Source organism: Stenotrophomonas sp. MH181796, assembly GCF_009659995.1.
Lineage (GTDB): Bacteria > Pseudomonadota > Gammaproteobacteria > Xanthomonadales > Xanthomonadaceae > Stenotrophomonas > Stenotrophomonas riyadhensis.
The window spans coordinates 438,852-464,747 of sequence record NZ_RAHU01000003.1; the positions used below are offsets into that span (position 1 = coordinate 438,852).

General features: G+C 67.4%; 16 protein-coding genes. 8 read left to right on the forward strand and 8 right to left on the reverse strand.

From position 1 onward, the window contains the following. Positions 1-28 precede the first annotated feature (28 nt). The 4 genes from D5301_RS09410 (at position 29) to D5301_RS24465 (ending at position 3,434) form a co-directional block, all read left to right on the forward strand. Entirely contained in the window at positions 29-709 is a 681-nt protein-coding gene (locus D5301_RS09410; RefSeq protein WP_071227966.1) for a hydrolase, read from the forward strand. 56 nt (positions 710-765) lie between these two features. Next, positions 766-1,407, forward strand: coding sequence for a hydrolase (locus tag D5301_RS09415; RefSeq protein WP_110712507.1), 642 nt, complete (start codon positions 766-768; stop codon positions 1,405-1,407). Between the two features lie 116 nt (positions 1,408-1,523). Further along, the gene (locus D5301_RS09420; RefSeq protein WP_110712508.1) at positions 1,524-1,913 is read left to right on the forward strand and encodes an OsmC family protein; all 390 of its coding nucleotides are present in this window, start codon (positions 1,524-1,526) and stop codon (positions 1,911-1,913) included. Between the two features lie 126 nt (positions 1,914-2,039). Beyond that, positions 2,040-3,434, forward strand: a complete 1,395-nt coding sequence (locus tag D5301_RS24465; RefSeq protein WP_153855482.1) for an ATP-binding cassette domain-containing protein — start codon at positions 2,040-2,042, stop codon at positions 3,432-3,434. Positions 3,435-3,565: 131 nt separating this feature from the next. Here D5301_RS24465 and D5301_RS09430 read toward each other — a convergent pair whose 3' ends face one another. The 6 genes from D5301_RS09430 to D5301_RS09455 all read right to left on the reverse strand — a co-directional run bounded on the left by D5301_RS09430 (position 3,566) and on the right by D5301_RS09455 (position 10,349). Next, positions 3,566-3,895, reverse strand: a complete 330-nt coding sequence (locus D5301_RS09430) for a hypothetical protein (protein WP_005409871.1) — start codon at positions 3,893-3,895, stop codon at positions 3,566-3,568. Positions 3,896-3,993: 98 nt separating this feature from the next. Then, a complete protein-coding gene (locus D5301_RS09435) occupies positions 3,994-5,739 on the reverse strand; it encodes a putative porin (protein ID WP_012511241.1) in 1,746 nt (581 codons plus the stop codon). A gap of 41 nt (positions 5,740-5,780) precedes the next feature. Further along, complete coding sequence (locus D5301_RS09440; RefSeq protein WP_049399763.1) at positions 5,781-6,446, reverse strand: cell envelope integrity protein TolA; 666 nt, start codon at positions 6,444-6,446, stop codon at positions 5,781-5,783. 39 nt (positions 6,447-6,485) lie between these two features. After that, positions 6,486-6,899 carry a biopolymer transporter ExbD gene (locus D5301_RS09445; protein WP_005409874.1) on the reverse strand — a complete coding sequence of 138 codons (414 nt, stop codon included), beginning with the start codon at positions 6,897-6,899 and terminating at the stop codon, positions 6,486-6,488. Between the two features lie 10 nt (positions 6,900-6,909). Then, positions 6,910-8,694, reverse strand: coding sequence for a MotA/TolQ/ExbB proton channel family protein (locus D5301_RS09450; RefSeq protein WP_153855483.1), 1,785 nt, complete (start codon positions 8,692-8,694; stop codon positions 6,910-6,912). Positions 8,695-8,732: 38 nt separating this feature from the next. Next, positions 8,733-10,349 (reverse strand): ShlB/FhaC/HecB family hemolysin secretion/activation protein, encoded by a 1,617-nt coding sequence (locus D5301_RS09455; protein WP_049399765.1) that lies wholly within the window; start codon positions 10,347-10,349, stop codon positions 8,733-8,735. Between the two features lie 201 nt (positions 10,350-10,550). On the opposite strand from D5301_RS09455, the gene D5301_RS09460 reads away from it, so the two are divergent. Then, entirely contained in the window at positions 10,551-10,886 is a 336-nt protein-coding gene (locus D5301_RS09460; protein ID WP_049399766.1) for a hypothetical protein, read from the forward strand. A gap of 100 nt (positions 10,887-10,986) precedes the next feature. On the opposite strand, the gene D5301_RS09465 is transcribed toward D5301_RS09460, so the two are convergent. Beyond that, positions 10,987-11,451 carry a general secretion pathway protein gene (locus tag D5301_RS09465; protein WP_194936622.1) on the reverse strand — a complete coding sequence of 155 codons (465 nt, stop codon included), beginning with the start codon at positions 11,449-11,451 and terminating at the stop codon, positions 10,987-10,989. Between the two features lie 104 nt (positions 11,452-11,555). On the opposite strand from D5301_RS09465, the gene gspH reads away from it, so the two are divergent. From gspH to D5301_RS09480, 3 genes are read left to right on the forward strand one after another with little or no spacing between them, the layout of a single operon-like run. Continuing rightward, complete coding sequence (gene gspH, locus D5301_RS09470; protein WP_153855484.1) at positions 11,556-12,002, forward strand: type II secretion system minor pseudopilin GspH; 447 nt, start codon at positions 11,556-11,558, stop codon at positions 12,000-12,002. Next, positions 11,999-12,361, forward strand: coding sequence for a type II secretion system minor pseudopilin GspI (gene gspI / locus D5301_RS09475; RefSeq protein WP_032128115.1), 363 nt, complete (start codon positions 11,999-12,001; stop codon positions 12,359-12,361). The genes gspH and gspI overlap by 4 nt, the downstream gene beginning before the upstream one ends. Further along, positions 12,358-12,972, forward strand: coding sequence for a prepilin-type N-terminal cleavage/methylation domain-containing protein (locus D5301_RS09480; protein ID WP_153855485.1), 615 nt, complete (start codon positions 12,358-12,360; stop codon positions 12,970-12,972). The genes gspI and D5301_RS09480 overlap by 4 nt, the downstream gene beginning before the upstream one ends. Positions 12,973-13,395: 423 nt before the next feature. On the opposite strand, the gene D5301_RS09485 is transcribed toward D5301_RS09480, so the two are convergent. Then, the gene (locus D5301_RS09485) at positions 13,396-25,770 is read right to left on the reverse strand and encodes a filamentous haemagglutinin family protein (protein WP_153855486.1); all 12,375 of its coding nucleotides are present in this window, start codon (positions 25,768-25,770) and stop codon (positions 13,396-13,398) included. Between the last annotated feature and the right edge of the window lie 126 nt (positions 25,771-25,896).

Below are 25,896 nucleotides of genomic sequence, written 5' to 3' on the forward strand. Positions count from 1 at the left end.
ATCGCCCACCTTCCCCAGGAGACTGACCATGAGTACCCCCGCCAACTTCAACGGTGCCCGCCCGGTGATCGATCCGGACAACGCCGCGATGCTGCTGATCGACCACCAGAGCGGCCTGTTCCAGACCATCGGTGACATGCCATTCACCAGCGTGCGCGCCCACGCCACTGCGCTGGCGAAGATGGCCACGCTGGCAAAGATGCCGGTGATCACCACCGCCTCGGTCCCGCAGGGCCCGAACGGCCCGCTGATCCCGGAGATCCACGACGCGGCCCCGCATGCCCAGTACGTGGCGCGCAAGGGTGAGATCAACGCCTGGGACAACCCGGAATTCGTTGCTGCGGTGAAGGCCACCGGGCGCAAGCAGCTGATCATTGCCGGCACCATCACCAGCGTGTGCATGGCCTTCCCGTCGATCGCCGCCGTGGCCGATGGCTACCAGGTGTTCGCGGTGATCGATGCCTCGGGCACCTATTCGAAGATGGCCGAAGAGATCACCCTGGCCCGCGTAGTGCAGGCCGGCGTGGTGCCGATGGACACCGCCGCGGTGGCCTCGGAGATCCAGCGCAGCTGGAACCGCGACGATGCCCAGCAGTGGGCCGAGGTCTACACGAAGATCTTCCCGAACTACCAGCTGCTGATCGAGAGCTACCTCAAGGCGCAGGACGTGCAGAAGAACCAGGAGCAGCTGGATTCGCAGCGCAGCTGAGCTACCCCCCGGGGTGCCGGCCCGCTGCCGGCACTCCTCCCAACCGGAGACCCATCATGTCCAGTGAACCGATCCGCGACCCGGCCAGCGACCACCTGCTGACCCCGAAGAATTCCGCCTTCATCATCATCGACTACCAGCCGGTGCAGGTGAACTCCATCGCCTCGATGGACCGCCAGCTGCTGGTCAACAACATCGTCGGCACCGCCAAAGCCGCTGTGGCTTACGGTCTGCCGATCGTGCATTCGACGGTCAACGTCAAGACCGGCCTGAACAAGCCGCCGATTCCGCAGCTGCGCAAGGTGCTGGGCGACTACCCCACCTACGACCGCACCACCATCAATTCCTGGGAAGACGTCGAGTTCCGCAAGGCGGTGGAGGCCACCGGCCGCCGCAAGCTGATCATGACCGCACTGTGGACCGAAGCCTGCCTGACTTTCCCGGCCCTGGATGCGTTGAAGGAAGGCTATGAGGTGTACGTGGTGGTCGATGCCGTTGGCGGCACTTCGCTGGCGGCGCATGATGCCGCGTTGCGCCGCATCGAACAGGCCGGGGGCCAGCTGATCAGCGTGCCGCAGTTGTTCTGCGAGCTGCAGCGCGACTGGGCCCGCTCAGAAACGGTGCCGGCGTTCATGAACCTCTTCATTGAAACCGGTGGTACGGCAGGCATCCAGTTCTCGTACGATCGTACCGAGTGAATGGGTGGCGGCGCTGGCCTTGGCTGGCGCCGCCTTTGGGAGCAGTCGAGCATGGCTCGACGCTACAGTGGGTTTGGTCGAGCGTGGCTCGACGCTAGAGACAGATGGAGAATGTGATGGCCTACGCGCGCATTGTTTCGACCGGCGACAACTACCTGCACCACATCAGCAATGGAAGCTTTGATGTAGACGCTGACGAGCCCGCCTCGCTGGGCGGTCAGGGCAAGGGCTTCGCGCCCTTCGATCTGTACCTGGCCTCGCTGGCCGCCTGCACCGCCATCACCCTGCGCATGTATGCGCAACGCAAGGGCTGGGAGCTGGGCGAGTTCCATGCCGAGCTGCGCTCGGAACGCGACGAAGATGGACGCTTCCACGTGCACCGCGTGCTGCATGCCAGCGCCGAGCTGAGCGATGCGCAGTGGCAGCGGTTGCTGGAGGTGGTGGAAAGGACCCCGGTGACGCTGGTGATGCGCGAAGGTGCGCGCATCACCAGTGAGCGCGGCTGAAGGAGGTCTGGCCCACCTGCGGCGGATCTTGGCCGGTTCCTCGCTTGCTCCGGCCTCGCCCCTGTTCCAAGCTGCGCGTCCGCGTTCGGATGCAGTGAGCGCGCAGCAACAGGAGGACCGCACGCGATGTTACGTGCCCATGCTTTGGATCTGGATTTCAACGGCCGCGCCCTGCTGGCCGACGTCAACCTGCACCTGCCCTCAGGTGCCCGCATCGCCCTGATCGGCGACAACGGCAGTGGCAAGAGCTGCCTGCTGCAGACGTTGGCCGGTACTCTGGTGCCCAGTGGCGGGACCATCATCCGGCGCGATGGCGCACGCATCGCCTACGTGCCGCAGCACGTGCTGGATGACTCCTCTCGCAGCGGCGGCGAGCAGATGCGCCATGCGCTCGCCCGCGCGCTCGATGCCGCCCCCGATGTACTGCTGCTCGATGAACCCAGCAATCACCTGGACCGCAGTGCACGCCGCTCGCTGATCGCGCGCCTGCGCCAGTTCCACGGCGCACTGTTGGTGGCCACCCACGATGAAGCCCTGATCGATGCGCTCTGTAATGAGCTCTGGCACATACGTGGCGGGCGCGTGAGCCACTTCGGCGGCCGCTACCGCGACTATCAGGCGGACCTGCAGCAGCGACGCGAGGCCAGCGACCGGCAGCTGCGCCAGCTGGATCAGGAGCGCGGCCAGGCCCATGAGGCGTTGATGCGCGAACAGCAGCGCGCTGCCAGCTCGCGGGAACGCGGTGTGCGCAAGGTGGAACAGCGCAAGTGGGGCGGCGTGCGTTCAGCCACCAAGCTCGGCCGTGGCAATACCACCGCCGGCAGCAAGCAACTGCTGATCCGTGAGCAGCAGGAAGACATCGTGGCTCGTCGCAATGACCTGCAGCGCGAGACCATCATCGAGCCTACCTTCGCGTTGCCGGCCGGCTGGCGACGTGAGGGAGTGGTGGTGCAGCTGACCGACGCCAGCGTGGCGCATGCCACGGAAACGGTGCTGGGTGGACTGCATCTGCGCCTGGATGTCGGCGATCGCCTGGCGATCACCGGTGACAACGGCAGCGGCAAGTCCACGCTGGCACGCGCGCTGTGCGGCGACCCAAGCATCCGCCGTGATGGTGACTGGTTGCTGCCGCCAGCTGATCAGATCGCCCTGCTCGACCAGCACTACCGGGACCTGCCGATGCAGGCCACGCCTCTCCAGGCGCTGTCTGCCCAGATGCCGGACTGGAGCCAGACCCAGTGCCGGCTGCACCTGGCCGACTTCCTGTTCCGCGGCGATGCCACGGCGCAGACGCCCGTGTCCGCATTGTCCGGTGGCGAACGGGCGCGGCTTTCATTGGCATTGATGGCGGCCAAGCCCCCAGCGCTGCTGGTTCTGGACGAACCAACCAACAACCTGGACATGACGCTGCGGATGCACCTGCTGCAGGTGCTGCGGGTGTTCCCGGGCACTTTGGTGGTGGTGTCGCATGACGACGCGTTTCTGCAGGCGCTGGAGCCGGGACAGGTGCTGGCGTTGTAGCTGCCGCCGGGTGTGGCCTATCCACATACGGCGTGGATCTACTGTAGAGCCGAAGGCAACGGCAGGGGCTGTTGCCAACGTCGCGTGCAACCGCCCGAAAAGCCGAGCATGGGCCCGGCTCTACGGAAGGCTCAGCGCCGTGAATGCAGCACGGTACGCTGGCGCATGGCGTTGAATTCCTGCTCCACCTGCTGGATGTCCTCGGCCTGGAAGCCGGCCGCATCCAGCAGCTGGTCGGCGGCAGCCGCCGCCAGCGGATCATCGTCACGCTGGCGCCAGCAGCGCGCCGGCAGGAAATAGCCCACTTCGCTGCGCCCGCGCATGATCACCACCGGCCGGCCCGCATACAGCAGGAACTCGGCCAGGTGCTGGCGCAGGCCCTCCACTGAAACATAGGCCGGTCCAACACCCAGCATCTGGCTGGACGGTTCGGGACTCTCGAACAGCTTGCGACGGCTCATCCACTCCTCCTTTTGAACAACGCGTGGTCTCCTTTCCTTAGACGGGCGCATCGCTGCGCCCCCGCCACGCACTACGTGATCCGCATCACGCCCGCCACTCAGAACCCGGTGTTGAACTCCAGCTGGAACACGTCGATCGACAGCGGCGCGCCGGACACTTCCTTGGCCGCCATCCACTTGCCGCTGATCCAGCTGCGTGCATCCAGCGCGTAGGCGCCGCCCACGTAGTAGCCGCGGGCGTTGGTGCCGCCCAGGTGGAAGTTCGGATCGTTGTAGGCATCGGGCAGTGCGTCGGCCTCGATGTGCTTGTAGCCCAGCAGCGCCTGCCACTGGCCCTTCTCCTTCAGCTCGGTGGCACCGAAGGTGGCCTGCACCATCCATGCGGTGTCGCCACTGCGGAAGGTATCGATGCCGACAGTATCGCCGGCGCCGTAGTTGTTGACGATGCCGTTCTGGGCACGACTGAACATGGCCTGCTTGTCGTAGGCCAGGTTGCGGATGTAGTCGCCATCCAGGCGCAGACCGATGCCCTGCGCCAGCTGCGTGTCCCAGCGCAGGTTCAGCGTGGCCAGGCGGAACGCCGAGGCCAGGCCGACATACTGCGGGGTCGGCGTACCGGCCGGATCCACCGGATTGCGCGCGATGTTGCGGATCAGCATCAGGGTATTTCCCTTCTGCATGAACGCCGGGCGCGACCAATCGGTGTCGCAGCCCACCGCACCCGAGTACAGCGAGCACGTTGAGGACAGGCGACCGCTGATGTTCTTGAAGTCGTAGTAGCCCAGCGCAGCACGCAGCGCGTTGTCATCGTTGAAGCGCCAGTTCACGCCCACCTGGGCACCGGACAGCCACTTGTTCTCGTTCGGAGTCTTGACCTTGCTCTGGCTCGGCGAGCTGTCGGAGGTGTACTCCAGCGGTACCACCGCGAGGTTGCCGAACAGGTCGAGGTCGCCACCATCGAAGTCATACTTCAGGTTCGCGGCCAGGCCATCGAAGTTGAGATCGTTGGAGAACAGCGTGTCGCTGGTCCAGAACGGATTGCCGAAGCGGCCGCCACGCACCGTCACCCAGTCCGCCGGGCTGTAGGCCAGCCAGGCCTGGTCCAGCCACACGTCCTTCTTGCTCAGGCCGCCGCCCAGCTGCTCGGTGGTCGACACCGGGCCATTGCTGCTGCCGCTGGCCAGGCGCACGCCGGCCGTGGTGTGCTGGCCAATGGTTGCCTCGATGCCCAGGCGGGCACGGATGCGCCACAGGTTACGGCGGTCCTGGCGGGTGTTCAGCAGCGGCGGCAACTGCAGATTGGTATTGGTGTTGGTGTCGAAGCCGTTGCCGGAGTTGATCGACGACCAGTTGCTCACGATGTCGCTGTTGCGCTCGGAGTAGAAGCGCGACTCGCTGCGCACACGCATGTCACCGGTGACCTTGATGCGCTTGGTCCACTCGGCCACTTCGTTGGGTGCCGCCCAGCCTTCCGACTTCGCCTGCGCCATCACGTCCTGGCGCACTTCGTCGCGGATACCGTCGCGCACGCTCTGCGGTACGTACGGCACGCGCACGTCACCGGCCTCCAGGGCCACGCCACCGCTCGCCGCGGTGCTGCCCGTGGCTGCAGTGCGCTGTGCGGCCGCCGCTTCGGCTTCGGCCTGTACCAGCAGTGCCTGGCCGTCTTCGGGTTTCAGTGCACCGCTGGCGATCAGGCCCTTGATCAGCTTGACCATGGTGGTTTCGGCCGCCATCGCACCGGCCGGGGCGGCCAGGCTGAGCAGCACGGCGCAGCACAGCAGCGCCCGTCGGGCCGGCCGCGGGCGGCGGGAGTCGGTTCGTGCGCGGACGTGGTCGTTCATCACGGTTCTCATCGAAAGAAGGGAAATCACGGAAGTCGGAGTCAGGCCCCGGGCCGGCGGCCCTGGATCAGGACGCGGGCGGGGAAATCGAGTGACGGCGGCGGTGCCTGGTCAACCTTGCCGATGCGACGCAGGGCATCGAGCACGGCCGCGTCGGCCTCCTCGTTGCCACTGCCGCGTACCAGTTCGACCTTTTCCAAGCGGCCGTCGTTGGCCAGCCACACATTCACCTGCAGCTGGAACGCCAGGCGCTTGACCTTGTCGTCGCGCGAGATCGCCTGCTGCATCAGGTAGCCCAGGTAGCGGCCGTAGGTAGCGTTGCCGGCGCCACCACGGCCAACGCCGGACGAACCGCCACCACTGCCGGACTGGATACCGAAGTTGTCACCACCGGCCTGCGCGTCGGCATTCATCGTCACCGGATCGCTGTTATCCGGCGTCGGCGTCGGCTCTTCGGCCGGCGTCGGCTGATCCAGCGGCTCCGGTTCGGGCATCGTCTCTTCCGGCGGTGTCTCCGGCTCCGGTGGTTTTTCCGGGGGCGGCGGGGGCGGCGGCGGAGGGGGTGGCAGCGCCAGCATCGGCGGCTGCACCACCGGCCGACGGGTGCTGGCGGTGTCCTTGAACAACAGCCACCACACCGCGATGCCGAGCACCAGCAACGCGGCCAGCACCAGTGCCACGGTCACCAGCAACTGGCGACCGCGCATGCCGGGCTCCGGTCGAGGGGGTTGATGGGCCGTCATGCCTCAACCCTGCGCCTTGCCGGTGACCAGGCCGACCTGGGCCAGCTCCAGGCGCCGCAGCAGGTCCAGTACCTCGACCACGCGGGCGTACTGCACCTGCGCATCACCGCGCACGATCACCGGGAAATCCGGCGTGGTCGCGCGTTCGGTACGCAGCCGGTCTTCCAGCTCGGCCATCGTCACCGGGTAGGCATCCAGGAACACCTGGCCACTGGGGTCGATGGTGATCGCCTTGGTCTTCGGCTTTTCCAGGGCCACGCTGTTGCTGGCCTTCGGCAGATTGACCTCGATGCCGGGGATGGAGGCGTTGCTGGTCAGGATGAAGATCACCAGCACCACCAGCAGCACGTCGACGAAGGGCGTTACGTTGATGCCCTTCTCGCGCTTCTTGATGCCGAACTTCGCCTTCTGGCCCATGGCGCGCCCCTCAGCCCTGGACCGCGGCCGGGCCGCGCCCGTCCTGCTCTTCGGCCAGGCGCGCGGCGAACTCGTCGATGAACACCGCCATGTCCGCGCCGATCGCTTCGGCACGCGCACCCAGGTAGTTGTAGCCGAACAGTGCCGGGATGGCGACGCCGAGGCCGGCAGCGGTACACAGCAGCGCCGCGGCCATGCCAGGCGCCACCGAGTTGATGTCCACCGCGCCGGCCATCGCCGCCACCACGAACACCAGCATGATGCCGATCACGGTGCCGAACAGGCCCACGTAGGGCGCACCTTCGATGGTGGTCGACAGCCAGTTCATGCGCCGCGCCATCGCCTCCTGCTCGCGCACCATCACCGCATCCATCGAGGCACGGATCGCGGCGATGGTGGCGCCACTCAGGTAGCCACTGTTGCCGTCGCGCTGGTGGCGCTGCTGCATTTCATCGATGGCCACCTGGTAGATGCGCCACAACGAGCCATCGTGCATCGCAGTCGGCGCCTTGCCCTGGCGATCCATGTCCGACAGGGTGCGCAGCGGCACGCCGGACAGCTTGCCGAAACTCTCGGTGAACACCGCATTGGCCTTGCTGGTACGGCCGAAGTGGCGGCTCTTGGCAATCATGATCGCCCACGACAGCAGCATCATCAGGCCAAGGATGGCGACCACCACCCAGGCATCGAACGGCATCGCCTTGAGGATGAAGGCGAAGTGGCTCTGGCCGGCCGACTGCTCGTCGGCACCGTAGCTGATCAGGCGTGAATCGGCGCCCTGCGCGGTGGCGTCGGCCAGCAGCAGCGCCGCCGGGCGTGCCACCCGCGAGACGCGCAGCTCATCCAGCGCTCCTTCGAAGTTGGCCAGCGGCTGTGCCGCACCCGGGGCATCGGCGCCGACCACCGGCGCGGTGCCCAGCGCCGGCAGCTCGCCGCTCAGCTGGGCCACCACACGGCCGTTGAGGTACAGCTGCAACGCGCCCTTCTCCGCCGTCAGCGCCACGTGCGCCCACTGCCCTTCCGGAATCGGCTGCGCAGGCGTGCTGCGCTGGCCGTTGAGCTGCACGAACGGCACCCGGTTCTCGATACCCAGCACCAGCTCGGACGCGCCATCACGACGGGCGTAGATCGCCTGCGCGGCATTGTTGCTGCCCGGCTTGATCCAGGCCGAGACGGTCAGCGGCGCACCCGCTTCCTGGACCAGCGACGCGCTGGCGGGCAGTGGCAGCGGGCCCGCACCCAGCTGCACGCCACGACCGATCACCGCGCCCTCGGACGGCGGCACGACGGCGCCGGCGTTGTTGCCGTAAGCGGTGGTGTCGCGCGCCGGCGCATTGGCCTCGGCAAAGTGGTAGACCAGCGTGTAGTCCGGGTCGAACACCTGCTGGCCGTTGCCGCTGGCCGGTGCCTTCTCATTGCCGTAGTACATCCAGATCGTCTGCGGCGCGGCGGCGCTGACTGCCGGCACGTCCACCCAGACCAGGGCCAGGCCCAGCTTGGGATCGAACTGTTCGATCTGATGGGCCAGCACGGTGCGGCCATCGCCCGACACGAAGCGCAGGTCGTTGCCCGCGTCCTGGGTACCATCGAAACCGAAGTTGCCGGTATGCAGGCGCAGCAGCAGCGGCGTGCGGCCCGGGTCACCGGCCAGGCCCGCGCCCTGCGGGCCGGCGTCGACGGTGATCGGCTTGCGGTACTTCCATTCGGCCTGCCACCAATTGGCATCGGCCGCAGCAGCAGGCAACGCAACCAGCGCGGCCAGCAGCAGCAACACTCGGGAAAGCAAACGGTCCATGCGAAGGGTCTCCGGAGAACGCATGTTCAAGGGATGGGTCAGTAACTGGTGCTGATGTTGAAATGCAGGCGCGGGTCGTCCTTGCGCGTGACCGGGCCATCGGCATAGGGCCAGGCGTAGTCCAGGCGCAGCTGCAGGTGCTCACCCAGGCGCAGCTGCGCGCCCAGGCCGACCGAGGCCAGGTTGTACTTGTCACGCTGTTCGGGCAGCGGCTGGCGCAGGCGCAGGTAGGCGGCGTCGGCAAAGCTGTAGACGCGCAGATCCGTGCCGCTCCACAGCGACCACGCCGGGGTACGCCATTCCAGGCTGGCCAGGCCGCCGTAGTCACCGATGGCCTCGGCCGACAGATAGCCGCGCACGGTGTACATGCCACCGGCGGCGAACTGCTCGGCCGACACCAGCGGTGCGTCGGTCACCTGCAGCGAGCCGCGCGCGTACCACTGCCAATCGCTGCCGAAGGTGTGGGTGTTGGCCACATCGGCCTTGAACGCGATGAAACTGGGGTCCGCCCAGTAGCGCTTCTGCCCGAACCCGATGGCATCGCTGCCATAGCCGAACAGCCGACGGGTACCGGCCACCAGCTGGGTATTGATGCTCAACTGATCCTGCTCGCCCTGGCGCACACCGACAAACGCCAGGGTGATCGGCGCGTACTTCAGCGGCGTCTTCAGGCTCTCCTTGCCCATCTGCGTGTCTTCCTCGGTGTCCTTGAAGTCCACGCCGAGGCTGAGCTGGCGCCACCACTGGCTGCTGCCGGCCAGTCGATAGTTGAGCTTGAGGCCGATCGAATGGCCGTTGCCGATCACATTGGTTCCGGTGCCGGTACCGACCTGTCCGCCCGCGTTCAGCACGCGGCTGTCGGACTTGTAGCCGGACGCTTCCAGGCTCCACGGCGTGCCCTCGAACGGCATCATGTACGAGGCCGAGAACACCTTGGCCTGCTTGGTATCTTCCGGCGCCAGGTACACGCCGATGTTGGCGCTATGGCCGCGCTTCCACAGGTTGTCGTAGGCCAGCGATGCACTCAGGCGCAGCTTCTCGGTATCGGCGCTGTGGTCGTTGTTGAGCGCCGCGCTGGCACGCCACGGCGACTTCTCCTCGACCTGCAGGTCCACATCCATCGTGCCCGGCACCTGGCCCTCTCGCACCAGCGGCATCACCTGGCGACGTCCGCCTTCATTCAGCGCGGTCAGTTCCTTCTGCGCCTGGTCGAAGTCCGGCACCTTGCCCTCGGCAAGTGCCGGCACGCGTTCGCGGATGCGTTCGGGCGATTCGTGCTTCGTGCCTACGACCCGCAGCTGCCCGATCGGCGTCTGCTGCACCTTCAGCAGCACCACGCCACCACTGACCTGCTGCTCGGGCAGCTCGACGTAGACCGACTGGTAGCCTGCCTGCTGGTACAGCGCGTTGACGGCATCGCGCGCCTTCTCGACATCGGCCAGGGTCTTGCCCGGGCCGAGGAACGGCTCCACCGCACGTTCGATCTGGCGCGGATCGAGCACGGTGTTGCCGCGCACGATGTATTCATTGATGTTCACGCTGGGCGCAGGCGCCGCGTCCTGCGCGAACAATGGCAGCGGCATCGCGGCCAGAGCCAGCACCAGCGGATGCAGGCGCAGCGGAAGGCGGACGGCTCGGCACGGAACAGGAGTCATCGAAGGCATCGCGTCGTATCGAAGGGAGTGGCCAGGGAGCGGCGCGTGGGTCTATCAACAGGACGTGTACGTCGCGTCAAAACCGCCAACAGTTTTGTGACAGTGCTGTCATCTTTTGACAGCGCCGGAACAGTTGCAGGCGGACACTGTCTTCGCCATACGTCTTCATTGCTGAGCGTCGGTTTTCGCAGGAGATTCAAGATGAGTGAGTCGTTGAAGGCGGGCCTTCGCCCTGCCCTCGCCCTTGCCTTGTTGCTGGCGTTGCCATCGGCCTGGGCCGGAGAGGCGAAGAAGCAGGACGATGCCGCACCCTGCATCGAAGTACAGGTCAACGGCGAGCGCATCCCCGCCTGGGAGTGCCTGCAACGCAAACTGGCCCCGGCGCCGAAATCGGCGAAGTCACCGGCGCTGCCTGAAGCCGAACGCCTGATGCGGCAGCCGGGCAACCAGCTGATGCAGTACAACCTGGAAGGCACACGACAGCGCATGGGCGATGCCTTTGGTCGTTCGGTGGAACCGCAGCGTCCGGCGCGTTGAGCCTGCGCAGCTGTAGAGCCGGGCCCGCGTTCGGCAGGATTTTGTGGAGTCGAGCCATGCTCGACTGTTCTTCCAGACGCAGCCGAGCGTGGGCTCGGCTCTACAGGGAGCTGGCGGGCACGATGCCATCGGTCGGCACCGCTGGCAGCGCGGGCACCGGCAGGCTGCGCGATTGCCCGGCCTGGTTCAGTTCCACAGCGCTGGCGCTGATGCTGGCCAGTACCGTGCAGGGTCCGAGTCGTTGGCCGGGCGCATACGCTTCCGCTGGGCGTCCATCTACCGAGAGCAGGGCCAATGGCGCATGGTCACCCGCCATCACGCCCAGCACGACCACCTCGGTCTGCACCGCGCCGGGAGACAGCAGCCGCACCAGTGGCAGGCTGGCCACTGCATCGAACATCGGCCGTACCGGCGCCTCGGCATGCGCTTCGCTCGCGGCCGCCGCTGGCGCCACCGCAGACAGGGTGACGCTCCAATAGGCCACCACGGCCAGCAGCAGCGTCGCCGCCAGCAGGGTCAACATCCGATTCCGATCCCAGCGCCTGCCGTCCATGTTCAACATCATCGCCACGTTCGTGTCCGCCTACGCTAGCAGGTGCGGCTGACGCTTTTGTTTCATCATGCGGGCCTACGCTGGCACGCATCGGCAAGGGACAGGAGGCAATGTCGATGCGACGCATCCCGCGTGGTTTCACCCTGCTGGAACTGATGGTGGTGCTGGTGATCATCGGCATCTGCACGGCAGGCATCGGCCTGGGCCTGGGCAGTCTGCTCGATCCCGCGCGCCAGCTGCGGCAGGAAGGCGAACGACTGGCGCAGCGCCTGCAGGTGGCGCGCGACGAGGCCCGCATCGATGGCCGCCCCCTGCGTTGGCAGGCCGACGCCACCGGCTATCGTTTCAGCCGCCTCGAAGGCAGCCGCTGGGTCACCGTTGAACGCGATGATCTGCTGCGTCCACAGAAGTGGCAGGCTGCAGGCATCGCGGTGCAGCCCACCAACGCCATCGAGCTGAGCCCGGAGTGGATCGGTACCGCCTGGGAGCTTGGACTGTCGCTGGACGGCCGCGCACTGCGTCTTCGTGATGATGGCAGCGGACAATTGCAGGTCGTGCAGTGAAGCAGACGGCGCGCGGATTCACCCTGATCGAGGTGTTGATCGCGCTGGCGATCGTATCGATTGCACTGGCTGCGGTGATGCGCTCGGTGGCAGTGGCGACCGACGATCAGTCACGGCTGCGCGACCGTCGCCTGGCGCTGTTGTGTGCGCAGGACCGCTGGCAGGAGCTGCGCCTCGCCGGGCAGCCGCCGCAGGATGCGCGGCAGCGCTGTGTGCAGGGACGCGGCAGCTTCCTGGTCCTGCAGCATCTGGGCACTGGCAGCGACGGGCAGCCGCAACTGGAATTGACCGTGGTGGCCGAAGATGCACCGCGACAGTCGCTGGCCCGGATGCAGCTGCCGTGGACTGCGGCGCAATGAGGCGCGCCGTGCGTGGCTTCACCCTGATCGAGGTGATGATCGCGATCACCATCATGGGCGTGCTGGCGCTGATCTGCTGGCGTGCGCTGGACAGCGTGGCCAACAGCGACCAGCGCCTGCGCCAGGCCGATGCCGAGACCACGACGGCGCTGCGCGTGCTGCAGCAGTTCCAGCGCGATATTGAAATGCGTGCCGACGATGCGCTGATGAATGGCGCGGTGCGCCCGGCAGATCGTCCGCAGCGATTGCTGCCCCCGTCGCTGGTGAGCGAGCGGCACCCGGATGGCAGCTTCGCGCTGGAGATCACCCGCAGTGTCGGCAGTGATGGGCGGCACTGGCAGCGGGTGCGCTGGTGGCGGCAGGGCAGCACGCTGTGGCGGGCCAGTGGTGCGGCTACGGACCGGTATCCCCTGCCCGCACCGGATCCGTCGAAGGGCCTTGCGGTGGCGCGCGATGTGCAGCGGTTCGAGGTGCGGGCGTGGCAGCCTGGAACGGGATGGGCCGTGTTGCCGAGCGAGGGCGAGGTATTGCCGGCCACCGGACTTGAACTGCGGTTGGGCCTGCGCGATGGGCGTGGGCCGTTGAGTTACCGGCGGGTGCTGGAGCTTTAGGATTGGTTCGTGGCGCCGCATCCACGCATGGCGTGGATCTACTGCCGAGCCTGTTCCTGCTGCGCGGCCTGCTCTGGTGGGTGCCGACCTTGGTCGGCACTGAAGCTGGCCAAGCCATCCACGCATGGCGTGGATCTACTGCCGACCAAGGTCGGCATCTACCGTGACACATGCGCGCGTCCCTCCTGCCGCCGGGTGCTCTCCTGCACCCGGCGGCGCTGTGTCGGTGGTCCTCACCGCTGATGGCCTCTCCCTGCCCTCCGTGCCGTCCTGGCTGGGGCCGCCACCGCTCCCTGGCGGCTGGCCCGATGCTGTCTGTTCTTCCGGCCCGTTCGCGTCCATGCCTGCCGTGGATCTACTGCCGACCGAGATCGGCAGCGGTGTGTGCCGACCAAGGTCGGCACCTACCGGGGCGTGCTATGCCTATCGGCGCTGCGTGCCTTCGTCGCGGCTTGCCTGCGGGAACTGGAAGGCGCTGTTGGCGTCGTAGCCGCTGTTGGCGGTCGTGCCGCGCGCCGGCGGCGCAATGCTGCTGGTGCCGCTGCCGAAGCCGAGAATCTGCACGCTGATCACTGACGGCTGGTTGCGCCGTGCGTCGTCCTGGCTCTTGCGCATCACGTCCTGTGCGGCCTGGCTGGCACTGTTCGCCGCTGCACTGGCCGAAGCCAGCGCATTGACGTTCACCGTGGCCAGCACCGGCAGGCCCTTGCTCTCACCCTGCACCTGGATGTTGGCCGCGTTGAGCACCTGCAGTGCGGCGAGGTTGATGTTGCCCGAGACACGGATGCCCGCTTCGCCCGCATCGATGGTGCCCAGCGGCGCGATCAGGTCGACGTCGCCCGGCGGCACTTCGGGAATCGGGTCCAGCGTAGCGAAGCCGGCACCGCTGACCGGTGCGAGCGGTGACAGACTGACGTTGCCCCAACGGTCGTACAGGCGGCGTGGTGGGGTATACACCAGCGTGGTGCGCGAGCCACGGCCCGCATTGATGTCGCCCTGTTCGGACCAGGCCAGGATGTCACCGCCAAAGGTGGTCATCACCCGCGACAGGCCCAACAGCACGCTGTCCTGGCTGAACAGCCGGATGTCGCCCTGCCCCTGGGTCACCAGGCCCGCGCTTGCCGGCGGCGCCTCGCCAACCACGCCCACCACGATCTGCCCGCCCGGCGCCATCAGCTCGATGTTGCCACCGGCCTCGGTGCGTACGCCGGCGCCGCCATACATCACGATATCGCCGGTGCGCTGGATCGTCTTGCCCGCTGCATCCTTGTCCGGCATCAAGGTGGCGATGGCCTCGCGGCCGCGCAGGTAGGAGCCTACGCGCGGGCCATCCGCATCGGTGTACTCGCGGCCGCCCTCGCGCAGTTCGGCGTAGTAGACCTGGCGCAGGAAGATGCGCTGCTGCTCCTGTGGCAGTGTGTCGAACAGGGCCAGTGCCTGCGCGCCGTCAGCGCTGATGTTGAAACGCTCCAGCAGCCACTGCTTCAGTTCCTTGTCATAGACCTTGACCACCCTGCCCGGCTGCGACGCCAGTGTCTGCGCGGGATCGGCCAGCCGGGTCGCATCCAGGTAGCGTGCACGCACGGCGCCGAAGTCGACCTGCTGGTTGCCGGCGGTCATCGCGATGCTGGCACCCGGGCGCGTGTCGCCCTGCACCAGGCCGCCGCGGCTGACGATGCTGCCGCGGTCTTCCTGGCGCAGCTGACGGCCGGCGCTGACATCGACATTGCCGCTGCCGTATACGGTGACGTTGGCATGCACGATGTCCCGCCCGGCCTGCAGCACCGTGACATCGCTGGCACTGTTGTTCAACGCAAGGACGGTGCTGGACAGGATGTCCTGGCCTGCACGCAGCTGCACCGGCGCAGCCACATCAATCCACTCGCGAACGGTGCGGCGGCTGCCACCGGCGGCGTTCAGCATCCATTGTTCGCCCGTGCGCAGACCGATGATGTCGCCCGAGCCTGCGTAGAAGCGGTTCGGCGTGCCCCCGGCGGTGCGTGCCACCGCCGCCATGGGACGGTTCGGCCCAAAGGCAAACAGCGGTATGGCATCGCCCCATGTGGGTACCCGAGCATTGATGCCATCGGGCGAAATGTTGCCGAGCAATTCGGTGCCCTTCGCGTCCCGTGCGGTGAACACCGGATCGAACGGGGATGGCAGGCGCGTGTCCGCACCGGAGCTGCTGATGTACGGCGACCGATCGCCGGCGATGATCGAATTGCCAGCCAGCAACTGCATGCTGCCCGTAGGGGAAGGAGCGGTAAGCAGTATGTTGTTCTCACCGCCTTCGCCCAACTTGATGTCGCCGCTGGTGGCCTGCACCTGCAGCCTGGAGGGATAGATCCAGTAGGCGAAATTGTCGCCGGTGGATTCCGATCGCAGATTCTGCCCCGGGGTGCTGGCATGCGCTGTCAGCGGGGTGGCGTCGCCGCCGAACGAAACCAGATTTACTGCCGTGGCCGCGGTCCACAGCGAGAAGCCGGTAGTACCCGCCGCAAGGCCGCCTCCCGCCAGCGCCACCTGCGGCGCATTGAATTGCACCACACGGCCGGCATCGGCGACGCCGCCCAGGATGACGTCGCCCCGGGCGTGCAGGTTTGCCACGGCGTCGCCCAGCACCAGCACCGGACCACCCATCGCCTTGCCACCGAAAGCGCGGAACGGATCGCTGGGGCGCAGGCCACTGCTGGGATCAGTGTACTGGGAGATGCCGACGGCACTGCCGCCAATGCGGGAGGCCTCAAGACTCAGGCTGCCGCGCAGGTTCGTGAATGTGCCATTGAGTTCCAGGTCCTGCTCGTTGCTGACGTGATTGATCGTAGTGGCCATCAGGTTCGGGTTGAGTGCACCGCTGGCGCGCAGGCTCAGATCGCCACCACCTGTCAGCACCAGCCGCCCATCATCAACACGTCCGGTCGAGCCCACGGCTGCGTTGATCGCGGTGGAGAAACGGGTGCTGCTTGTGTTCTTCAGCGCGTCACCCTTGGCATCGGTCACACCGGCATGCCTGCCCGCATCAATCTCCAGATTGCCGCCACCCAACGTACCAAAGCCGGTGAAGCCGACCATGCGTGGACTGGGGTTGGAGAACGTGGACACATTGGCGTAAGTGCCGAAGTTGATCCACCAGGCGACAGGCTGCTGCTCGACGCCCGCAACCGCACCTGTGCCCTGGCGCCACAGCCAGTTGGCAACCGCGCCGCTGGCGTGGTTGGCCAGGTCACCCGCCGCCGAGCCGGACGACGACAGCGCACCCCATGTTGCCCCGGTCACGTCGCGGCCGGCCGCGATGCTCAGGTTGCCGCCGTGATCCGGATACCACGCGCGATAGGCGCCAAGTGCCGCGTCATAGTCACCGCTGGACTGCTGCAGCCCGAGCAATGCCTCGCGTCCGGACGGCGGCGCGCGCTCGGACTGGAAACGGGCATCGAGGCCATTACCCAGCGCGGTCGGCGTTCCCGCGGTATAGACGCCGTACACCGAGCGCATCGACAGATCGCGGCCGGCCATCAACTGCAGGTCGCCACTGCCGGTGCGCAGCACGCTCCACAGCGGCGTGCCATGTTTCGGTTGACCCATGGTCGCCACGTCACGCATCTCGCCGGGCATCACGCAGATGCCCGAACTGACCGAACCGCACAGCTCCTCTTCGGTCATCCCGAACATCTCGGCAGTTTCCTTCACGGGCATGCCGACCAGCGACGGATCGCCCATTTCATCGGCACCTTGCGCCGTGAACAAGTAAGGTGCCGCCTCGCAGCTGCTGCCAGCCGCGCAGATCGCAGACTCGGGCTTGCCCAGGTGCTCGGCCAGCGCCTTCACCGGCTTGCCGACCCAGCTTGCATCCACTCCTTCGCGCTGCGCGCCCAGGGCGGTCACCCGTTGTTCGCGCACGAACGTGGAGACCATGGTAGCCGCACGCACAACGCCGTAATGGGTATCGGCCATCACCAGATCGCCGCTGCCGATCCGCCGTGCGCGCGGGTCGGCCGCCTCGGTATCGGCGCCCGCAACGGCGGTCAGATCCCACGAGGTGGTGCCCTCGGGCAACATCTGCGCCAACGCCCAGTTGCGCCCCTGTCGACCATCGCTGCCCACCGGGCGCAGGTTGATCGGTTGCCCACCGGCCAGCTCCAGCGTGGTCATTGCCGGAATCAGTGAACCTCGCGCCAACGGGGTGCGCGTCGCCAGTCGCAGCTCCGTCGGCAATCGCGCGCCGGCCGGCCAGGTCGTGGCCCTTACGTTGGCCTCGCTGCGCAGCTGGAAACCGGCGCCCAGGCGCGAACCAGCGGGCAGCTGCAGCGCCTGCGCCAGCACGCTACCTGCGGCATGCACCTGGCCATCGGTCAGCGTGACGGAGGCCGGCAGCACATAGCCTGCCGGCAACGTAAGTGCCTGCCCCAGCGTCATCTCCACCGGCAACGTGGTGCCGGCAGGCAGCACCGCATCGCGCACCGCAATCGCGTAATTCAGCACGGCACCCGCCGGGAAGCGCGTACCGGCCTCCAGTACGACGTTGTCATTGGGCACCAGGATGTCACTGCCGAACGGTGTAATGCCGGCACCGAAACTCTGTCCGGGCACCAGCTGCCAACCGCGATCATCCGGGCTGGCAGGTGGCGGCGCAAAGCCGTCGTTGATGCTGCCATGGATGAACAGGTCGCCGGCTGCGCGCAGGCGCAGCGCGCCCGCCTCACCGAAGCCGCGTCGCGCGGGGTCCTGTCGATTGGCCTGCGGGCCGTAGCGATAGCCGGAAAGATCGATATCGCCGCTGACGGTCAGATCACCATGCGGGTTGCTGGACGAGATCGCGCCGACGACATCCACGCCGGGACGCAGGCGCACGGTCCCCAGTGTGGCCAGCCGTGCCGACAGCCCGGCATTGCCCAGCGCGGCATTCATCCATGCAGTGTTGGCTGGGTCAACCACCGTATCCAGCCACGACTGGGTAACCAGCTGGCCGCGTCGGCCGTTCACATCCGCCGTGTCAGCCAGGGGTGCGTCGTCATAGCGGCGCACGCCGGTCACGAAGATATCGCGCGCGCCGAGTACCTGCACGCCACTGCCGGTATCGACGCCGGCATCGTCGCTGCCCACTCGCGGCACGTTCAGCACGAACGTGCCGCGGGCGCGTCCATCGTTCTGCCCTGCTCCGGTACCGACGGCAACGCCGGTGCCGCTGCGAAGATCGATCCGCGCCGCCGAACCCAGCTGCACGCGCCCATCGCGGCTTTCCAGCTCGACGATGGCACGGTTCGGGCTGTCGATGATCTTGCCATAGCTGTCCACACGCAGTGCCGTGCCGTGGGCGTCCAGGCTTCCGTCCAACTGCAGGCCATCGCGCGCGGCCAGGCGGATGCTGCCAACCTGGTCGCCGCTGGCGTCGATGCGCCCGAGCACCCGCAGCGCACCACCGTCGACGCTGATATCCACCTTGCGCGCTTTCACTTCGTCGTTGATCAGCAGGTCTCCCTGCTTGATCTGGAAGCTGCGCGCTCCAGTGACACCGTCGCGGGTAAGGCGCTGGTTGAGGCCACTGAAGTCTGTCAGTTCACGTGCGCGCACCACCAGCTCACCGTTCTCATACGGCACCAGGCTGCCACCTGCGTCCAGCGTGCCGCTGGCCTGGCCAAGCAGCCGTCCTGCCAGGTCGACATGCCCGCCGGCAGTACCCAGCGCGGTCACGGTGAGGCGACCCGCGCGGTTGTTCTGCGCCGACAGATCGACGCGCGATGCTGCGTCGCTGCGCACGTCACCTTCCGTTGCTGTCAGCGTGACGTCACCGCCGACACTGTAGGTATCCACATCGAACAGGCTGACCTTGCGCCCGGACAGATCGAGGTTGGCGCTGCTGCCAAGCTGCACCGAGCGGGCCGCCGTGGCCGCCAGGCGGCCCGAGGCCAGCGCGATACGGGTGTCGAGGAGAATATCGTCGGCGTCCAGCGTCAATTCTGCGCCCAGAGCATCGGCCGCCGTCGAGGCGCCTGCGCCGTGCACGCGCAGCGTGCCACCAGCAGTCACCGCCAGCTTCGCGCCTGCTTCGGCAGTGACCAGCGGTGCCTGGATATCGAGGTTGCCGCCACTGTAGGTCCAGCCCTTGGCTGGGTCGTAGGCGCCCTGGAACTGATGCACATTCAACGCACCATTGCCGGCGAAGACAACCTGCTGTGCGGCACGCAGGTTCACCCCGGCGAAGCCGAGGACCTGGCGTCCGGCCACGACCTCCGAGGCGGGCCACGACTGTGGCGCCGGGCCGAGCCGCAACGTATCGGCAATGATGTCCAGCTGGCCACTGCCAAGGCGGTCGACCATCGCCGCCCCGCCGGGCTGCGCGGCATTCGAATCCGCAAACCCACTTGCCGCAAGTGCACCGGCCCAGGTGAGGTTGCCGGCGAAGATGCGCGCACGGTCGCTGCTGTTGCCATAGCCATGGATGGCCGGTGCGCCCAGCACCAGGGTGCGCAGGCTCGACTTGCCGGTCGCGCTGTCGCGCGTATCAAGATCGACACTGCCGAATACATTGATTGACTCGGCCGCCGAGAGCTTCAGCGTCTCCAGTGCCGGTGCGCCGGTGGCGGTATTGCCGCGCAGCAAGGTGGTCAGCACCTGCTGGTTCATCAGCATGCCCGGCGGCAAAGCGGCGGCCGCGGCGGCCTGCGCGATGGCATCGTCGCTGCCCAGATTGATCGCCGCCACGCTGACGCCGAGCTGGCGGGTGCCGTAGCTGGCCGTGTCGCGCAGCTGCAGGCCGCCATTGGTGGCGACGTTGATGCTTCCCTCCGACACCAATCGTGCCTGGCCCGCACACTGACGGCCCGGGTCGCAGGTGCCGATGTCGAAGCTGACCAGCGACGGATCGGCTCCCTCGCGCAAGGGCGCGGCCAGCAGATCGGTGCGCCCGTTGGACACCACCATCACTCCGCCTTCGGCCTGGTAGTAGAAACCGGCGTTGTCGGGCAACGGAGCGGCGCCGCGACCGAGCGTGTCGATGCCTGCGCCTGCCTCCACGCGCACGCCCTTGCCTCCGGCCACCGCCCCCAGAATCACCTCAGGCGCACGCAGGACCGCGCCGTCACGCAACACCAGGTTCTGGCCGACACCGGCCACCTGCAGGCGCTGGTTGCTGGTCGCGCGGACCTGTGCGTTGAGCACCAGGCGCGAGGGCTGCAACGCGTTGAGCACGTCCGCCTCGATGGTGGCACCATTGCCAGTAGAACTGGGCGTGCGACCGGCCGCCACCACTTCCAGTTCACCCAGCCGGTTGACCAGGTTCACTTCCACCGAACCGCCAATGCCGGCGCTGCCCGCCGCCGGCGCAAACCGGGTCTGGCCCTGGAAACTCACAGCGGGCGTGCCGTCCCTGCCGGCGCCATTGCCAAGCCCGAGGCGCAGCGTGCCGGCATCGACGGTCTGCCAGCCGCGCGGCGTGCCCAACCGTTGTGCCGACGTGGTCACGAATGCGTTGTAGCTGGTCTCGTTGTAGCTGGAATGCCGGCGAACGGTATCGGCCGGGGTCAGCAGCAACGCGGTCAGCAAGGGCGAACGCAGGCCACCCAGCGCCGACCCCGTGTGTCCGCCGACCATCCAGGAGCCGGTGCCGGTGGCCAGCGGTGCACCGATGCCGACCGCGCCGGTGCGCCCCAGCTCCACCCGGAACGCGCCCTGCTGCAGCGCGAAGCTGGCCGGCAACAACGTGTAGGTGCCGGCCGGCAATCCAGGCACGCCTGAGGGAATCGTGATCTGCTGGCCAATGCCAGGGTCCAGCGAGCCGTCACTCAATCCCAGCGGCGCTGCACTGCCGGTGTAGCCGGGCAGGATCGCATATACCGGACTGGCCGATTCGCTGAAGCCATAACGCGGATTGGCATCGGCCAATGCATGGCGCAGGATGTCGACCGAGCCACCGCGCCCGCTGACAAAGGCAGCACCGGTCAACTCGCCGCCGCCGGAGAGATCCAGCAGCGCCCCTTCGGCCACCTCGGTACGGCTGCTGATGATGGCGATGCCCTTGGGGTCCGCGCCGGGCGCGACACCGCCTACCGGCGGTATGGCATGGGCGCTGCCGTCCCTGCGCCAGTCCACGCCATCGACGGTGCCACCGAACGGCACACTGAGCCCCGCGCCGCTGGTGGAGGTCACGCTTCCGGGCAGCAGCGTCACCGAGCCGGCCCGGCGCCCGTCGGCATCGGTACCACCCAGGGTGATGGCGCCCAACGGCGCCCGGAGGATGCCGCCCTGCTCGATGGTCGCTGCCACCACTGACAGGCCGCCGGACACCGACAACGGCAGGACTGGAACCGCCCCGCCAAGACCATGGATGCGCACGATGCCTTCGGCATCATCCCAGCGGCTGATCGCACTGCCCGGCTGCGACACACCGGCCGCCAGCACGCCGCCCGCATCGGCCACCGGGTACAGCTGCGCTGCGGTTACGTCCAGGCTGCGCGGCGCGATCAGCTGCGCGCCGGTACTGCCGAGCGCTGCGCCACTGCCCAGGAAGCGCAGATCGCCGCGACTGCGCAGTTGCACGTCATCGAACCCCGCCAGCCAGGTGGTATTGCGCAGGTCGATCAGGTCCGCATCCACACTGAAGCGATGCTGGCGACCGGTATCCACCGCCACGGCAGCGGTACCGACCAGGGTATCGCCAGGCAGCCTCAACCAGCTGCTCTGCGCCAAGCGCACGTAGGGCGCGCTCAGCGCAAGCAGGCCGCCAGCGCTGCCGCCCTGCAGCATGCCCAGCCCATCCTGTTGCAGACCTTGGAAGCGCAGGCTCTGGCCGAGGCGCAGTTCCACATCACCTTCGGCACGCACGTTGCCGAACAGCGAAAGATTGTCGAAACCACCGGCACCGACCTGCGCCGCCGACAGGCGTGCGTGCCCGTACTGCAGCTTCGCCGGCACGGCCTGCTCGCGATCGTCCTGGCTGAGCACGATGGCGCGCGGCGCCAACACATCTTCGCTGGCACCGCCCGCATGGATGCTGCCTCCGAAGGCGATACCCAGGGTTCCGCCCTGCGCGCCGGCGCCGCCTGCAGCGGCCTGCAGAGCGCCCTGCAAGTACAGCGCATTGGCCGAGCGCACCACGATGGTGCCGCCATCGCTGGCCACATCCTGGCGGCCGGCGCCATCGATGTCCAGCTGCGCCGAACTGCCGTTGGCCAGCAGTTTCGCACCGCGTTCAACCACCACGAATGCATCCACCGGCCGGTCAGGCACGTTGTCCTGGCCGTCCCAGTCGAGCGCGCCTCCAATCTCGATGCTGCCCCCCTTGCGCACCTGCCCGCGCAGGCGGCCACTGGCATCACGCGCAGTGAAGGCGTCACCGCTGACGTCGAGTACACCCTGCGCACCGATGCGGTAGGTGCGCTCGTTGCGCTGCGAATCGAACAGGCTGGTCGGTTCGCGAATGTCATCCAGGCGGATGCGGCCACCCGCCGCTTTCAGGCTGCCATCAACCGTGATGCTGCCCGCGCCGCGCAGGGTGATCGATTGACCGGCATCCACGCTGACCAGGGCGCCGCGACCGATGCGCAGATCACCACCGGCCTCGCCCTGCTGTGAACGCAGCGTCAGGCTCGCACCGTTGCGCTGACTGAACCTGCCGGTGATCGGATCCGCGCTGTACAGGGGTGCCGACCAGACCTGCAATGCGTCGTGCCGGTCGCGTGCCTGCATCGCTGCTTCGGCCAGGCGCAGGCCCGGCATGCGCACGGCGACGATGGCTCCGTCCGCCACCTCCACACCTTGCTGGCCATTGATGTCATAGCTGGCAAAGCCCTTGTTGAACAGGGTCTCCTGCAGGGTGAGTGCGCCGTCGGCCGGCTGCCCGCCGATCACGATACGTCCACCATCGCCCAACGACAGCGTACCGCTGCCGCCGCCGAGCGCGCTCAAGCGTGCATCGCCGGACAGCTGCAGGCGACCGACCCGTCCACTGCTGTCGGCCACGCTCGCTGCCTGCAGGCTGACGTCGCCGCCCTTGCCGATCGTGACCTTGCCCTTTGCATCAACCCGACCGCCGCCATCGACGCGCACGTCGCTGCCCGGCACCACAACATCATGGCTGTTCTGCAGCCGCAGCTTGCCGCCGTCAGTCCACGCCATGCCCGGGCTGGACGCCGGTTCCAGCAACGCATTCACCCAGCGGCCACTGAGATCGATGCGCGTGCCCTCCGCCAGGGCCACGTGCGAACGGCCGCCCTGCAGCAGCCAGGCGGCGGGAGCGCCCACGCGGGTCAGTTCATTGCCCGCCTGCACCTGTCCACCCGCGATCTGAATGTCACCCCCCAGCAGTACATCGGCGGCCGTGAGCACCAGCTGGCCACCGTCCTGCAGGCGCAGCGCACCCTCCACCGCGATGCTGCCACCGCTGGCCAGATCGATGCGTCCCCACTGCTGCGCGCTGAGCTGGTTGGCATCCAGCCACAGCGTATTGCGCTGTTCCTGTTGCAGCGGCGCCTGCAGGGACACGTCGGCGGCAGGCAGCCCGCCATCGACGATCCGCACCTGTGTGTCGAACACCGCGTTTCTGCCGTTGCCGTCGTAGCGCCCAAGCCACAGCTGGGCATTGCGCGCTACGGCGGTCTGCGCCTGCGCGTAGCCGTCGCGCGCAGCATCGGGTGTCTTCGATTGCTGCGCACCCTGGAAAGTATCGGTCGCCACCTGACCCTGCAGTACCGCACTGGGCGCGGACACCAGCAGACGGCCCGCGTCGCGGCCCACGGTATAGCCGTTCTCCACCCGCTGTTCGGTACCGATCAGCGGATTGCGGAACACATCGGTGGCTCCCCAGCGCTCCTGCTTTACTTCAAAGCCCCGATACAAACCGTCGTACCGCATCTCGGCCGGCGCATCATCCAGCCGGTACAGCTGACCGTCGGTGCCACGCAACCAGCTCTGCTTGATGGCACCGCTCTGCACATCCAGGCTGCCGCCAGCCAGGTTGATCCTCGAGCCGGCATGGGTGACCACTTCGCTGCCGGACAATTGCACGGTACCGCCCTGCGCGGCCCATTCGCCGATCGAATGGCCCTGGTTGTCGAGATACCCCCCGACTTCCAGCAGGCCACCACCGGCATACCAGCGCTCGGCGGTGTTGCCACCGGTGCCTGCGGCCACGTGCTGCAGCTGGCGGCGATCGATCCAGACCTCGCTGCTGATCAGCTTGCCGCTGTCGCGGTTGTCGGGCGAATCACGCAGTTCGTTGCCCTGCACCTTCACCTGGACGTTGTTGCTCTCCATCGCAACCCGCACGCCCACCGCACCGGACACATCAATGCGTGCGGCATTGCCGGCGTAAGTCCGGCGTGCGGCTTCCGCTACCACCTGACCGCCGGTGGCCACGGTCAGCGAACCGTCCTGGAAATTCACGTCGCCGCCGGACACAATCTCCACGCGTGACTGGTCACGCCGGTCCTGCATGCGCGAGAGATTGTCGAATGTGCCAGTGCTGCTGGCGCCGCGCAGCAGGTCCTGCTCGGCCGAAGCCTTGACCAACGCATCACGGCGGCTGTCCAGGGCCGTGTTCTTGCCATCGTCTTCGATCAGCACCGCCGTGGTCGCGCCGCTGGCCAGGGTGACCGTACCGGCACGGTCGCTGATGGCGTTGAGCAGGTGCACCGTGCCGCGCTGGTCCAGCGTGGTAGTGGCCACGGCTACGCCGGCCTGTTCCACCCTGCGCCCGGCCAGCGTGATGTCGCCCTCGCGCGCCTGGATCAGGCCGCTGTTGCGCACGCTGCCGGCATTGCTGCCGGCCGCGATGCGTGGCGCGATCTCGTTGCCGGCTGTGGTCGATGCGGTGTTCTGCGCGGTACCCACACCACGTCGTATCACGAACGCGTCACCAGCGGCCAACTGCGTCTGGCCCTTGCGCGTTTCAATCTGCCCTGCATTCTCCACGGTGTGGCCGGCCAGCAGCACATAACCACCGGCGCGGGTTGCCGAGGCAGGCGCCTGCGTGGTGATGCGTGCACCCTGCTCAACCAGGACCTTGCCGAAGGCATCGGTGAGCGCAGCGGTGTTGTTGTCGCCACTGTACAGGCCGTTGTCACGGAACTGGCCATCGCTGATCCGTGTCGCTGCCGCGACCAGATTGCCCACGTTGACCTGGCTGTTGTTGCCGAACACCACGCCGTTGCGATTGACCACGAACACGGTGCCGTTGGCCTTCAGCTGGCCGAGGATCTGGCTCGGACGCGCGCTCGGATCATTGACCCGGTTCAGCACCGCCCAGTCCGCATTCTGTTTGAAATCGAGCGTGGTGTTGCCGCCGATGTTGAAGGTTTCCCAGTTCAGGATCGCGCGGTCGGCGGTCTGCTCGATGCTGACCTGCACCTTGCCGTCGCTGCCCTGCGACTGGATCGCTTCGCGCGCATTCACCCAGCCACGGGTCAGCGGATTCTCATCAACCTTCAGGCCGTCCTTGCCGAGGCCGTCAGCAATCACGAACCCGGCGGCGCGCTGCTGCGTGCGCGCCTGCTCCTGCAAGCGCTGCTGCAGCGCAATGGCCTGCGCGGCGGTGCCCAGATTGTCGATCGACTGCTGCAGTTTCTGTCGCGCTGCATCCTGTTGCTGGACAGGCAACTGGAACTGGATCGGCACACCGTTGGGCATGCGCCCGCTCTGCGCGGCTGCGCCCTGCGCTGCACCGCGGTCGGCAAACCAGCCTGGCGAGAATGCCTGCTGCGCCTGGGCAGGTAGCATGGGCGTGGCGCCCAGCGCAAGCGCGATGGCCCAGGCCATCGGATGGCGGTGCGGCGCAGTGTGCGGAACAGGCGAGTGCAGGTGCGACATCAGGACCTCGAGCGACCGACGGACGGTCTGCGGCATAGGAGAGATTCGACTGCCCGCAGGCATCGCCGGGCACTATCAGATAGACGTTGTCCGCGCCGGAAAAACGACAGCTTCTTCACATTCGGC